Source organism: Lentibacillus sp. L22 (genome assembly GCF_040812445.1).
Taxonomy (GTDB): Bacteria; Bacillota; Bacilli; order Bacillales; family Amphibacillaceae; genus Lentibacillus_C; species Lentibacillus_C daqui.
Genome location: NZ_JBFNXI010000038.1, coordinates 18,883 through 31,535, shown reverse-complemented (window position 1 = coordinate 31,535; position 12,653 = coordinate 18,883). Strand labels below are relative to the sequence as shown.

Genomic DNA, 12,653 nt, shown 5'->3' with positions numbered 1-12,653 from the left:
GAGGAACAAGCAAAAAAAGTTAGTGGTTTTTTTCAAAGTGTCCTTGACAAGGGGTCCACTTTACTAGTAAAGATGGTGGCTTTTATTTGATCATCGCAGTTACACATCGCCACTCAAGAAGCTCGCTCCAACAAACTTACAACATATTTATCCAGCCTCTCCCGCATCATCGTATCCGTAAGCCCAGTAACGCCAAATGCTTCCCAACCCGGATAAACTACCGGTGGACCGGAAAGAATATCAATTAACGAAACAACATCCCAGTACACATCATAAACAAATTTGCTACCCTGATCTTGCTGGTATGCTGCCAAGAATTGATCTGCGGTTGCTACATTATATAGCATTGCCAGATTCACTCTGCAGTGTCCGACATCAATACCAGCGGGGCCTTTACAAGCATTTACCCAATCAACTACCCCGGTCACCTTTCCATCAAGATATAAAACATTAGCGGGGTGATAATCACGATGGATGAAGCATTCGTGAACGGATGGCCTTGGACATTTTACAATTTCGATTGCTCTTTCCCATGCTTGTGGAATGCTTGTCCATGGTGGGGTTTCCAAGGAGGAAATATCATTGTAGGTGAAATATTCCCAATTGAAATCATTGGCATCAATGGCATGAATTTTGCCTAGTGCTGATGCCAAACTCCGCAGCCATTTTTCCAAATTATTCGGTTTTAGCTGGACAGTGCCATCCAGCATGGTCATCAGAACTGCCGGGAATCCGCATATTTCGCCGGTTTCATCCCAGGCAATGATGTTTGGTGTGGCGATATCCGTCTTTGCTGCACAGCGCAAACTCATAGCTTCATGCAGTACTAAATCAGGTTCCTCCTCCAGCCAATCTTGGTTATCAAACAAACGAAATACAACATGTCGTAAACATCGATTCATCCGTAAAGAAATCCGAAACAGTGTCGATGAAGTACTACCCTTTAGCTGTTCAATCATGACTACCTCGGCTTTTCTTCTATCTATTGCGTCTATCACCCAATTTAGCATGCGCTTCGTTAATTTGCTACCGTTTGCATCCATAACAATCACCCCGAATCCATTGATTAGCTGTTTCTGAGCAAAATATTTTCGCCTATTTCTACTTTAGCATATGATTAAAGATATTCGGAATGATATTCAAGATGGGTTATATTTCCTTGCTTTTACATACACGATGAACAGGTGATTCACATGATAAAGTCATTACAGAAACCGTGGCTGCTTGTGCTAACGATTGGTCTTGGGACACTGCTTAATCCATTAAATTCATCAATGATATCGGTTGCATTGACCAGATTGCAACATGAATTCGCTTTAAATTTTGCGGATGCGTCATGGCTGATTTCAATATTTTATTTGGCTAGTGCCGCCGCCCAGCCGGTTATGGGTAAATTAAGTGATATGTTCGGACCCAAACGGCTATTTCTAACCGGGCTGGTTTTGGTTGCTGGTTCATCTATCTTAGCTCCTTTTTCACCCAATTACCCGTTTCTCTTAGGGTGCCGTGCACTTCAGGCAATTGGCAGTTCCACCTTATTTCCAAGTGGGATGAGTATGGTTCGGACCAATATAACTAAGGGGCAAGGGAAAGCATTGTCGATGTTATCCATTTTCGCATCAACGTCAGCAGCATTTGGACCATCCATTGGCGGCTTTTTGATCGCATCATGGGATTGGCCATCGATATTTCTGATTAACTTCCCATTTATCATTCTCTCGTTTGTGATGGCTATCTTTATCCTGCCAGCAAAAGGACAAGGGAAATTTGAATTAAAGCGGATTGATTTTGTGGGAATCGCTTTGTTTATTGTCGTAATGGTCAGCTTAATATTATTCCTGTTGTCATTGGAAAACAAGATCCATTGGTTGGCACTTATTATTTTCTTGCTTGCCGCTACAGGCTTTTACTTCTGGGAAAACAGACAACGGGAGCCATTTATTGATTTGGTATCACTTAAGCAGAATCCTGCAGTAACCATGATTTATCTACAATTTACCAGCATTAACCTGATCTATTATTGTTACTTTTTTGGGTTCCCGACATTTTTGCAACAGGTTCAAGGTTATAGCGAGAAACATACTGGAATCATCATGCTGGCTTTGGCTGGTTTTAGTGTCATTGTCGCACCGATCGCCGGCCAGATGATTGACCGGTTTGGTTCCAAGTTACCGCTTGTCACCGGTGCCTTGCTCTTATTCGTTGGTACCGCCCTATTACTTACATTCCGGGAAAATTCGCCGTTAATCTGGTTTTTAGTGATTATGTCAGTTCTTGGAATGAGCAATGGTTTTAATAATATTTCTACCCAAACGGCGCTTTATGAACAGGTAAAACCCGAGGAAACTGGATCAGCATCAGGACTGTTCCAAACCAGCCGCTATCTGGGGTCGATTCTTTCTTCCTGTTTATTGGGAATTGCCTTTAACAGTCATTTGGATATCGCGCATCTTCATCTTGTTGCAACCATCAGCCTTGTATTTTGCGTGTTGGTCATTGTATTAGCATTGCGCCTTCCCAAAAACAAGCGCTTACGGACGGGAGCATAAAAATGGGGACATCCCCACTACTTTAACATCTTAATGTAGTGGAGTGCAGTCCCCTTATCATTACCCTCTTTCCGTTGAGAGTTTCCGTTTTCCTGATACCTCTGGTTCTTCTTCTTGTGTTGTTCTTCCACGTTTAATGAAGAATGACAGGATCAATGCAACCACAGCAAATACAGTGGATACCATAAATGCGTCATTGATTCCCTGAACCTGGGCAAGATTGGCAGCATGTAACATATCTTGCTCGTTATTCGGGTCAAAATGATTGTTGATAATAATATCTTTAATACTATTTTTTGCCTGGTTCGTCATGATGGTAACCAGGAATGCCGTACCAATCGCACCAGCTACAGCACGAACAGTATTAACCATTGCTGTACCATGTGGATAAAGTCGCTGCGGCAACTGATTAAGCCCGGCCGTCATAATTGGCATCATAATCATGGACATACCAAACATGCGAATGGTGTATATAATAATCAGATACAGATAGCCTGTTGAGTCGGTTAGCTGGGTGAACAAATACGTTGTTACTACTGTAATGGCCAATCCAAACACTGCTAATGGCCGCGCACCTATTTTATCAAATACTTTACCAGTGATCGGTGACATAATTCCCATCACGATTGCGCCTGGCATCAGCATTAAACCGGAATTCATTGGTGAAATACCCAGGATATTCTGCAAATAAATCGGGATCAAAAGCATTGGCGCAAACATAGCGACCGTAAGTGCCACATTAATGACCGTAGTAAGCGAAAAAATTCCGCTCTTAAATACCCGGAAATCCAGCATTGGAACTTCCATAACCAATTCGCGCCAAATAAACAAGGCAAGGCCGACAAAGCCAACAATCAATCCAATGATCACCGATGCATTGGTCCAACCGTTTGTACCTGCAGTACTGAAACCGTACAGGATACCGCCAAAACCAAGTGTTGAGAGAACAATTGCCAGGATGTCGATGTCTGGAAATGTCTGTTTGGTTACATTCTTTAAGAAAATAACCGAGAAGATAATTGTTAATACAGCAATTGGAAATATAATCCAGAACAATAACCGCCATGAATAATTTTGTACTACAAACCCTGACAGTGTTGGGCCTACAGCTGGTGCAAAAATAATGGCAATCCCAATAATCCCCATTGCACCACCACGCTTTTCAACCGGGAACAAAGCCAATACAACCGTTGTTAATAGTGGCATAATAATCCCTGCGCCAACTGCCTGAATAACGCGGCCAGTCATTAAGATAATAAAAGTTGGTGAAATGGCACAGATTAATGTACCTGCAGCAAATAAGCTAATTGCAGTTATAAATAGCTGTCTGGTTGAAAACTTCTCCATTAAAAATGCAGTAATTGGGATCAGCACACCATTAACCAGCATAAATCCGGTCGTAATCCACTGTGCAGTGCTTTCCCCTATATCCAGGTCCTCCATGATCGAAGGCAAGGCCACATTCATTAACGTTTGATTCAACAGCGATACAAACGCACCAAGAATAATAACCGCAAGAATGGGGCCTTTTTTTATATTCGTTGCATTACTTGTAGTTGTTTCAGTCATGCTTTTCTTTCATCTCCTATTCCCTAAGTTATTGATTTTCCACATCCTCAAAATTCCGTAATAATTTTGCGGCTGTGTTCTTAAACTGATTTAACTCTTCCGTTGATATCCCATTGAACAATTTTTCAATAAATGCTTTTCGGGCAGCATTCATAGCCTTGACCATTTCCTTTCCGCTATCGGTAATGGACAGGTAAACAACCCGGCGATCTTCTTCCGTCCGTTTCCTTTCCACATATCCGCCCTCAACAAGCTTATCGGTAAGACCTGTCAAGCCGCCAGTAGTGATGGAAAGAACCATTGCTAGCTCAGAAGCACGTTGTTGTCCCTCATAATATAATTTATAAAGGACAAGTGCTTCTGTTCTGGAGAAAGCCGATTTCGTATGCTTTCTCCATTCTCCGGGGATTTTCTTCGTGATTTTCCGGAAAATGCCCTCCAACTCAAGGAAATCATCCTTCTTCATGACTTCCCTCCTTATATAAATATTATCTCACTAAAAAATATCTTATCACTAAACAATTTGATAACAAGATGATATTATACGCTCATGATTTTGGAGTGTCAACAGGTTTTTAACCTTAAAATGAAGCTTATGCAGGTTTGCGCCTTTACTTGTTTTAAGGCTGCGCTTACATCTAATGTAACAACATATTTTAACTCCCTCCAACCGCCAGGCAAGATAGAGGTAGAAGTTACAATTTTTCTTCACATTATAAAACGTGATTCATAAGTGACAAACCAATCCTTCTCTGTTAAGATTATTGCAACAGGCAAATTTCATAGTATTTACACTACTAGGGGTGCCCCGCATGCGGGCTGAGAGGAAAGTTGCATTTCTTTCCGACCCTTATGGACCTGATCTGGCTAATACCAGCGGAGGGAAGTAGTTGTGACAAATCACGATAAACTTTTCTCTACGCAAGCTGGGTCCATCATAAGGATCTAGCTTTTTTTATATGCCATGGAAACATGGAAAGGAGGAATTGGATGAACCGGACACGTTTATTAACAACGATGGCTGTTTTTGTAGCCATTGGAACAATTGGATCCCAAATTCTCTGGTTTCCTGCAGGAGTTGCTAAAGCCTATCCAGTACAGCATGCGGTGAATGTGCTGGCAGCCATCATACTTGGCCCAGCCCCCGCTGTTATGATCGCCTTCATGATCGGACTGATTCGTAACTTGCTTGGTCTTGGCTCCATTTTGGCGTTTCCCGGCGGCATGATTGGCGCATTTCTGGCAGGTTATCTTTATCGACGGTTCGGGAAAAAGATTTGGGCGGCAATTGGTGAATTTATTGGAACCGGTATGATTGGCTCTTTGTTTGCTGTACCGTTTGCCAACCTCTTGATGGGAAGTTCAGTTGGTGCATTATTTTTCTTCCCGTCATTCCTGGTAAGCAGTGGAGCTGGGGCGTTGATAGGCTGGATTATTGCAGCTCGGTTGAAACAACGAAACGTACTGCCAAACATTTAAAAACTGGAACAAGGGAGCCCCTTGTCCCGAAAGGATGATGACAAATGAGACAAATACCTTGTGCACTGACTATTGCTGGTACTGATCCTAGTGGCGGTGCTGGCATTCAGGCCGATTTAAAAACATTTCAGGAATTTAAATGCTATGGGATGTCGGTGATTACTTCCGTGGTTGCCCAAAATACAACCGGGGTTCAGGATGTACAGCACATTTTAACGGACATGATTGAAGAACAGCTGGATTCCGTTATTTCAGATATCCCGTTTCAAGCGTTTAAAACGGGAATGATTGCCAATACCGCGATGATGAAAAGTATCGCCGGCAAGATAGAAAATATTCCTGTCCCTTTTGTAATGGATCCGGTCATGGTCGCGACAAGTGGTGATTCATTAATTGACGAGGAGGCGCGTGACTATTTACGCAACAATCTGCTTTCTCTGGCTACATTAGTCACACCCAATGTACCGGAAGCAGAATATCTAACAGGGCAATCGATTAGCACCATGGATGATCTAAAAGAGGCCGCTGAACAAATTGTAAATAAGTATGGAGCAGGTGCCGCGCTTGTTAAAGGCGGTCATTTAGCGGGGGATGCTGTCGACTTTTTGCACGATGGCAACAAGATACACCGTTTTTCATCTGAACGCATTGAAACAAAAGATACCCATGGAACCGGTTGTACCTATTCAGCGGCAATTACCGCGTTATTAGCTAAAGGCAATCCGCTTTTAGAGGCTGTCAACGCCGCCAAGCAATATATAACGGCTGCCATCGGTCATTCGTTTGCAATTGGTCATGGCAGTGGTCCAACAAATCATTGGGCACCACGAATCGAGGAGGTCAGCAAATGAATCAGAAGGTCATACAGGAAGTAAGGGAGAATCGTCCACTTATTCATCATTTAACAAACCAGGTTGTCATGAACTTTTCTGCCAATGGATTATTGTCGTTTGGGGGAACACCAGCGATGGCAAACGCAAAGGAAGAAGCACGGGAAATGGCTTTAAACGCGAATGGTCTCCTGATAAATGTCGGTACCATTACACCATCTGAGGTTACCGCAATGATAAAAGCGGGAAAAGCTGCTAATGAAAAAGGAATACCGGTCGTGCTTGATCCGGTTGGCATTGCAGCAACACCGTTTCGGGATACGGCTGTGAAGCAAATCCTCAACGAAGTAAATCCGACTGTGATCAAAGGCAATGCTGGTGAAATTGCCTATCTGGTCAATGTTCCTTGGGAGACAAAAGGACCGGACGCTGTTGGTGAAGGAAATATTGCCGAAGTTGCTGCCAAAGCCCAGGAAAAATATCAAACGGCTGTTGTTATTACCGGAAAAACGGATATCATTTGTAGTGGAAATTATTTTAAAGAAAACCAGACCGGACATCCGTTGCTTACAAAAATTACTGGCGCGGGATGCCTGCTTGGGTCGATTTTGACAGCTTGCCTTACAACCAAGGAACCGCTGGAAGAGCAAATGCAAACCGCCGTGGAATTTTACGGACTCGCCGCAGAATATGCCGCTCTAAATCCAAATGTATCCGGGCCTGGTACATTTCTGGCTTATTTTATTGATGCTCTATCATTAGATGCGGATCAATTGGGATAGCGCTGTGAAAGGGCAACCTAAATCTATGAAACAGCTGTCTATCCCACACCTTCCTCATTGTTCATTTACTCTTGACTAAAAGTGGGGGTATTATAGCACGTTCATGGTGTGGTAAACTGAAATTATATCAACTAAAAATGGGAGGAATCACATCAATGGGTTTCCCGTTCCTACGTAAACAATTAAGAAAGTATTTTATCATGGGCAGCCAGGATTGCGAACAATTTGACCCTGTAGAAGTTCTTGAATCAGCCCTTGCAGCTGGTATCACCGCCTTTCAGTTTCGAGAAAAAGGGGAAGGTTCTTTAACCAGCACAGATAAGCTGAAGTTGGGAACAAAACTGCGCGACTTGTGCACCCATTACCAGGTTCCATTTATCGTAAACGACGACATAGAACTGGTAGCATTGCTTGATGCAGACGGTATCCATGTGGGACAGAATGATCTATCGGTCGAACGAGTGAGAGAGCTTTTCCCGGACAAGGTAATTGGGCTTTCTGTATCAAACCCGGACGAAGAAGCGCAAAGTCCCATCCACCTTGTCGATTACCTTGGTGCCGGCCCTGTTTTTCCTACCCAATCGAAGGCTGATGCCAAGGATGCTGTTGGTGTAGCATGGATTCAAACATTAAGATCGAGATACCCTAAATTTCCTATTGTTGGGATCGGGGGAATCACTACCCAAAATGCTGCATCAGTAATTGAAGCAGGTGCGGACGGGGTATCGGTTATCTCCGCAATTACCAAAGCTGATAATATAGAAGAAGCCGTTCAGAAATTATAATTTAAAGCTGCCCTTTTTCATATGGGCAGCTTTATAATTGTCCTTCTATTTGTTTCGATCTGCATAAACAGCCATGGCATCGCGCATAAATACAGCTAAACCTTCACCAAATTGATCAATATTTTTCGTGAAACGCTCGTCACCTACATACAGTTGGCCAAGCCCCTTAAACGCATCCAGTGAAAATTCACCAACCTTATTCAAATAGTCATACCATTGTTTAATAGCCGCCTGTGCCTCATCAGATGCTGGATCTTTATGACGAATGGCTGCCAACTCGCAGTATATTGCATTAAATTCATTAGCCAAGGATTGTTGCTCATGCTCGGACATCCGGTTTATTTTGGCATTCGATTCATCTACCACCTGATCACCCCAACGGTCACGTGCTTCTTGTTCGTATGGGTTGTGACTAAAATCAAAACCTGAAAACTTCTCCTCTTCGGTCATGTTCATCTCTCCTTTCACATGTTGTATCGTCTTATCAATCATCTCGATCATCTTATCAAGTCGGCTGCGTTTTTCGAGTAACATCTTTCGCTGTACTTCCAATGCATCTTCTCGATCAAATGATGGACTGTTGATAATTTCTTTGATCTTCTTCAAAGGGAAGCCAAGCTCTTTAAAAAACAAAATCTGCTGTAAAGTATCAAGGTCATTGCTGGAATATAAACGGTAACCTGATTCGGTTGTTTTTTCCGGGATAAGCAAGCCGATTTCATCATAATGATGCAGTGTGCGCACACTAATACCAACTAAATCCGCTACCTCTTTTACTTTCATCACGGCTGGTAACCTCCCTTCACTGACTACTATAGGGTATCACGTAACGTTAGAGTCAAGACAAAATAAAAAAATAGGAAGCCACCATTTACAAAAACGGCAGCTTCCTATTTTATTTATTAGCTGAATCGGATGATATTTCCCTTGGTGTAGCCCGGTAAACAAACAGTGCCAGAATAAAAGCGAGTATAGCAATGCCAAAGGAAATCAAATACACCAGCTCCACACCGGCAACCATTGATTCGTTTATTGTGTTCGGGTCATTTGGGTTGGCTGCCTTTTGTAAAAAGCTGCCTTGCCGTGCACTCATAATGCTAATGAATACCGACACACCGATCGCACCAGCTACAGGCTGGAGTGTTGTCATAACGGCAGTCCCATGTGGATACAAATGTTTTGGCAGCTGGTTCAGACCATTGGTTTCAGCCGGCATCATAATCGCTGAAACGGATAACATCAGCAAAATATACCCGACAATGATAACCCATGTCGACGTATGCAAACCCAGCCTGCTCATCATAAACATGGTTCCGCACAATACTGCAGTAGCAGGAATGAGCATGACACGTGGTCCGAATTTATCAAACAACTGACCCATCACGGGTGACATTAATCCATTTAATATACTTCCCGGCAGCAATACAAGCCCGGCTGTTGCAGCTGTCAGTGCTAATGGCCCTTGCATATACATCGGTAAAATAATTTCGGATGCAAACATCGCCATAATAATAATCAGAAACATAATAACCGCATGCGTATACATTGGAAACTTAAATACCCTGAGATCCAATAATGGCTCCTTCAGTTTTAATTGCCTTAAAGCAAAGAAGACCAAGGCAATAGCTGCGATGATAATCGGAATATACGCAATTGGCTGCAGGAACCCTTTGTCCCCATCCCCCGCCGAACTAAAGCCAAATACAATCCCACCGAATCCAATGGTGGAAAAAATCAGGGAGATAATATCAATTTTCGGCTTGGTAACTTCTGAGATGTTCTGTAAATATTTATAGGCAAAAGCAATGGAAAACAAAGCAAACGGGATAACGGTAATAAAAAGAAATCGCCATCCTAAATGCTCAACAATGATTCCGGATAGAGTCGGTCCCATTGCCGGAGCAAACATCATTACCAGCCCAATAACACCCATCACTTTTCCCCGGCGATGTGGCGGATAAATCAATAGAAAAACATTAAAAATAACCGGCATTAACAGCCCTGTTCCTACCGCTTGAATTAACCTGCCCGCCAGCAAAATGGGAAATGTTGGTGCAATGGCACAAATCGTTGTACCAACAGTAAATATCGCCATCGTACCCAGAAATAATTGTCTTGTTGTAAACCATTGGATTAAAACGGCCGACGCTGGAATGACGATCCCCATCATTAACATGAACCCGGTTGCCATCCATTGTACTGTTGAAACGGAGACATCAAATTGCTCCATAAGTGTTGTTAGCGCTATATTCAATAACGTTTCATTTAATATCGCAAAAAAGGCACCAATTAAGAAAGATATCACAACCGGCAACACTTTGGCATTTGGGTCATCAGCTAAAAATTCATATTTTGTTGATTGCTTATCAGTCATTCACTAACCTACCTTCTTTTTGGCATAAAAAAATACAAGCCATCCAAAGCCTGTGGTTTGAAAGATTTGTGTATTCCACCCAGTAAAAAAAGCGTTAAAACACAAAGTAACTTTAACACGCACCAAACATTTAATCAAGCGCTTTGTTATTCATTTTCATTTGTTTCACACATCGTCTACCAGGGATGTTTTTATAAAAGATGTCCGATAAAAAGGAGGCCATCAAATCAGCCTCCTTTATCCGTTCCAGCACTGGCGCCCTTACAATTTATAGAGGATGTTCAAAAAGTCCGGTAAAAATGACACGTCGAATTTCGTCGTTGGCTTGCTTTTCCGCTCCTCATGTACCTTTTATGTACACTCCGGTGCTCAAAGCTACGCCGCCTAGAACTTCTCGGTCCTTTTTATCCTCCTTTTTGAACATGGACCTATACGATTTACTTTTCTTTTATTTTCTTAACAATTGTTTCAACCTCACCGCGTGAGATTTTTTCCCGGCCTTGTTGTAATGCCTTTATCGTTTGTTTTGCCAAAGCAAGTGGAATTCGACAAAATAACAAGATGTTTCGGGTAGTAATATCCTTCATATATTCATCCGCAAGTGCGAGGTTTTTTTCCGTGTAGTTGAATAAGTCTTCCCTTGACCAGCCATCCGGAACGAAATGTACACCACGTTCCTTGTCCTCGTCCTGATTGCGCAAAATATTGACAGCTTGCAAACCTCGTCCATAGCCGATTGCCAAATCCCGGTCGGTTGTTGTCCCGTCATACCATTCCCATATATCAGAAAGCATCACACCAACCAGCCCGGCAACATAGTAAGTATAGTCATCCAAATCATCTTTATTTTTAATCATCCAGCCTTTTTCCGCCCAATCAGCCATTCCATCTGCCATGATACTTGTTGATTGTTTGACCTTTTCGACGATATCTGAAGGGCAAACGTTAATCCAATCGCCCAGACGCAACGTTACTTCGGGTAATTGGTTCGTATAAGGTTCGATTAATTGCTGGTAGGAACCGCTGTCAAAATCGTGTTGCAATAATTGACTTGTAGATCGCAAAAGGTGCTGCTTGGTCACTGAATCCAGCTCTTCATGGTCTTCAATTTCATCAACTGCTCGCATACATAAATAAGCAGAGCCTACCGTTTTCTTCAATTGGGGCTTCAACAAACTGATGGGTATGTAAAAGGTTCTACTGGTTAGCTTTAACATGTGCATCGCATCTTTTTGTAAACTAGCATTTTGCCTCAAGGATTCCACACCTTCCTCTTGTATGTAGTTTTATTATATCAAAAAACAGATGCGAATGATATTTTAAGGAGCCAATCAAAAAAGGCAGCTTTAGCAAGCACTCACTCTACATATTCCAAGCCATTCATTTCACAAAAATCAATCGCAATTTGTTTATAGCTTTGATCCCGAAACATATACCAATCTTGTTCCAGATCCAGATCAGCAATATGATGCCTAAATCTTCCAAAGGCGCCTTTACCACGGATAGCCTTTAATAAAATCTCCTTCTTCTTTTTAATTTTAACCGTAAAACAGAAATTCTCTACCATGTCATATTCGTCAATATCATGTGGCGTTGGTAACTCAATATACTTATCGGCATCTTCAACAATATCATAGGCAAGTCTCATTTTTCCTGATCCTCTTCATATAAGTGATCAAACGGTTCCCCATCTTCCGCATCCCTTATAAATGCCTCTTCCATCAAGAATAATTCACCGTTTTGGGTGTTAACCCAGGCAGTAGTTCCTTCATATTGCATGTCTATCATTTCCAAAATATCGTTCAGCTTTATTTTTACGGCCATCTTGCTACACCTTCTCGATTAATTCAAGTTTAAAATCGCCCACAGCATTTTCCTGATATAAATTGGTAATTGACGTCGAATACGAATGAATGGTTGCCGGAAAATCTAATCCTTTCCCGGGAACTTTTACACGAAAATCATTGGCATATAACAGCGTAGTTATGTCATGGTATTCCTCGCTTTTCACCTTAAATTCAAAACCAATTTTATGCAGTATCTTACCAATTGTATCATCAGTAACCATTTCACTGTAAAAACTGTCGGTCTGAATGGTTACATCATTGATCATTACTTCCTCCATTTTTTCGCCCGCCTTTCCTTATGTTCTTCCATTCTATCAAGAACTGCAATTGCAAAACAAACGGAAAAACCGAAACCATCCCGCACCCATAATCGTATATTAATTATTCGTATGTTTGCCATGGATTATGATGGAAAAATTGTATCATATCGTCTATAAT

The 12,653-nt window shown here is 42.1% G+C and carries 14 protein-coding genes and 1 riboswitch; of the genes, 5 read left to right on the top strand and 9 right to left on the bottom strand.

Annotated elements, in window-relative coordinates:
• Positions 1-113: 113 nt before the first annotated feature.
• Positions 114-1,043 carry a phosphotransferase family protein gene (locus ABRT01_RS14225; protein WP_269412432.1) on the bottom strand — a complete coding sequence of 310 codons (930 nt, stop codon included), beginning with the start codon at positions 1,041-1,043 and terminating at the stop codon, positions 114-116.
• A gap of 150 nt (positions 1,044-1,193) precedes the next feature.
• Between ABRT01_RS14225 and ABRT01_RS14220 the strand changes: the two genes are divergently transcribed.
• Entirely contained in the window at positions 1,194-2,549 is a 1,356-nt protein-coding gene (locus ABRT01_RS14220) for an MFS transporter (protein WP_269411082.1), read from the top strand.
• A 60-nt stretch (positions 2,550-2,609) separates the two neighbouring features.
• Here ABRT01_RS14220 and ABRT01_RS14215 read toward each other — a convergent pair whose 3' ends face one another.
• A complete protein-coding gene (locus ABRT01_RS14215) occupies positions 2,610-4,118 on the bottom strand; it encodes a DHA2 family efflux MFS transporter permease subunit (protein WP_269411081.1) in 1,509 nt (502 codons plus the stop codon).
• A 28-nt stretch (positions 4,119-4,146) separates the two neighbouring features.
• The gene (locus ABRT01_RS14210; RefSeq protein WP_269411080.1) at positions 4,147-4,584 is read right to left on the bottom strand and encodes a MarR family winged helix-turn-helix transcriptional regulator; all 438 of its coding nucleotides are present in this window, start codon (positions 4,582-4,584) and stop codon (positions 4,147-4,149) included.
• A gap of 323 nt (positions 4,585-4,907) precedes the next feature.
• Positions 4,908-5,020: riboswitch (TPP riboswitch) on the top strand.
• Positions 5,021-5,108: 88 nt separating this feature from the next.
• On the opposite strand from ABRT01_RS14210, the gene thiW reads away from it, so the two are divergent.
• The 4 genes from thiW to thiE all read left to right on the top strand — a co-directional run bounded on the left by thiW (position 5,109) and on the right by thiE (position 7,994).
• Positions 5,109-5,597, top strand: coding sequence for an energy coupling factor transporter S component ThiW (thiW, locus tag ABRT01_RS14205; RefSeq protein ID WP_269411079.1), 489 nt, complete (start codon positions 5,109-5,111; stop codon positions 5,595-5,597).
• Positions 5,598-5,641: 44 nt separating this feature from the next.
• The gene (thiD, locus tag ABRT01_RS14200) at positions 5,642-6,448 is read left to right on the top strand and encodes a bifunctional hydroxymethylpyrimidine kinase/phosphomethylpyrimidine kinase (protein ID WP_269411078.1); all 807 of its coding nucleotides are present in this window, start codon (positions 5,642-5,644) and stop codon (positions 6,446-6,448) included.
• A complete protein-coding gene (thiM, locus tag ABRT01_RS14195; RefSeq protein WP_269411077.1) occupies positions 6,445-7,209 on the top strand; it encodes a hydroxyethylthiazole kinase in 765 nt (254 codons plus the stop codon). Before thiD ends, thiM begins: the two co-directional genes overlap by 4 nt.
• A gap of 155 nt (positions 7,210-7,364) precedes the next feature.
• Positions 7,365-7,994 carry a thiamine phosphate synthase gene (gene thiE, locus ABRT01_RS14190; RefSeq protein ID WP_269411076.1) on the top strand — a complete coding sequence of 210 codons (630 nt, stop codon included), beginning with the start codon at positions 7,365-7,367 and terminating at the stop codon, positions 7,992-7,994.
• 45 nt (positions 7,995-8,039) lie between these two features.
• On the opposite strand, the gene ABRT01_RS14185 is transcribed toward thiE, so the two are convergent.
• The 6 genes from ABRT01_RS14185 to ABRT01_RS14160 form a co-directional block, all read right to left on the bottom strand.
• Positions 8,040-8,777 (bottom strand): MerR family transcriptional regulator, encoded by a 738-nt coding sequence (locus ABRT01_RS14185; protein WP_269412431.1) that lies wholly within the window; start codon positions 8,775-8,777, stop codon positions 8,040-8,042.
• A gap of 112 nt (positions 8,778-8,889) precedes the next feature.
• On the bottom strand, positions 8,890-10,368 hold the full coding sequence (locus ABRT01_RS14180; protein ID WP_367748048.1) for an MDR family MFS transporter: 1,479 nt from the start codon (positions 10,366-10,368) through the stop codon (positions 8,890-8,892).
• 437 nt (positions 10,369-10,805) lie between these two features.
• The gene (locus ABRT01_RS14175) at positions 10,806-11,624 is read right to left on the bottom strand and encodes a squalene/phytoene synthase family protein (RefSeq protein ID WP_367748045.1); all 819 of its coding nucleotides are present in this window, start codon (positions 11,622-11,624) and stop codon (positions 10,806-10,808) included.
• 101 nt (positions 11,625-11,725) lie between these two features.
• Entirely contained in the window at positions 11,726-12,016 is a 291-nt protein-coding gene (locus ABRT01_RS14170) for a UPF0158 family protein (protein WP_269411074.1), read from the bottom strand.
• Positions 12,013-12,192, bottom strand: coding sequence for a hypothetical protein (locus tag ABRT01_RS14165; RefSeq protein WP_269411073.1), 180 nt, complete (start codon positions 12,190-12,192; stop codon positions 12,013-12,015). Before ABRT01_RS14165 ends, ABRT01_RS14170 begins: the two co-directional genes overlap by 4 nt.
• Positions 12,193-12,196: 4 nt before the next feature.
• Positions 12,197-12,493 (bottom strand): DUF3219 family protein, encoded by a 297-nt coding sequence (locus ABRT01_RS14160; protein WP_269411072.1) that lies wholly within the window; start codon positions 12,491-12,493, stop codon positions 12,197-12,199.
• Between the last annotated feature and the right edge of the window lie 160 nt (positions 12,494-12,653).

Excerpts from the sequence above, each read along its gene's own strand:
- ABRT01_RS14225 (WP_269412432.1), bottom strand. The coding sequence starts at position 1,043 with ATGGATGCAAACGGTAGCAAATTAACGAAGCGCATGCTAAATTGGGTG.
- ABRT01_RS14220 (WP_269411082.1), top strand. The coding sequence starts at position 1,194 with ATGATAAAGTCATTACAGAAACCGTGGCTGCTTGTGCTAACGATTGGT.
- ABRT01_RS14215 (WP_269411081.1), bottom strand. The coding sequence starts at position 4,118 with ATGACTGAAACAACTACAAGTAATGCAACGAATATAAAAAAAGGCCCC.
- ABRT01_RS14210 (WP_269411080.1), bottom strand. The coding sequence starts at position 4,584 with ATGAAGAAGGATGATTTCCTTGAGTTGGAGGGCATTTTCCGGAAAATC.
- thiW (WP_269411079.1), top strand. The coding sequence starts at position 5,109 with ATGAACCGGACACGTTTATTAACAACGATGGCTGTTTTTGTAGCCATT.
- thiD (WP_269411078.1), top strand. The coding sequence starts at position 5,642 with ATGAGACAAATACCTTGTGCACTGACTATTGCTGGTACTGATCCTAGT.
- thiM (WP_269411077.1), top strand. The coding sequence starts at position 6,445 with ATGAATCAGAAGGTCATACAGGAAGTAAGGGAGAATCGTCCACTTATT.
- thiE (WP_269411076.1), top strand. The coding sequence starts at position 7,365 with ATGGGTTTCCCGTTCCTACGTAAACAATTAAGAAAGTATTTTATCATG.
- ABRT01_RS14185 (WP_269412431.1), bottom strand. The coding sequence starts at position 8,777 with ATGAAAGTAAAAGAGGTAGCGGATTTAGTTGGTATTAGTGTGCGCACA.
- ABRT01_RS14180 (WP_367748048.1), bottom strand. The coding sequence starts at position 10,368 with ATGACTGATAAGCAATCAACAAAATATGAATTTTTAGCTGATGACCCA.
- ABRT01_RS14170 (WP_269411074.1), bottom strand. The coding sequence starts at position 12,016 with ATGAGACTTGCCTATGATATTGTTGAAGATGCCGATAAGTATATTGAG.
- ABRT01_RS14165 (WP_269411073.1), bottom strand. The coding sequence starts at position 12,192 with ATGGCCGTAAAAATAAAGCTGAACGATATTTTGGAAATGATAGACATG.
- ABRT01_RS14160 (WP_269411072.1), bottom strand. The coding sequence starts at position 12,493 with ATGGAGGAAGTAATGATCAATGATGTAACCATTCAGACCGACAGTTTT.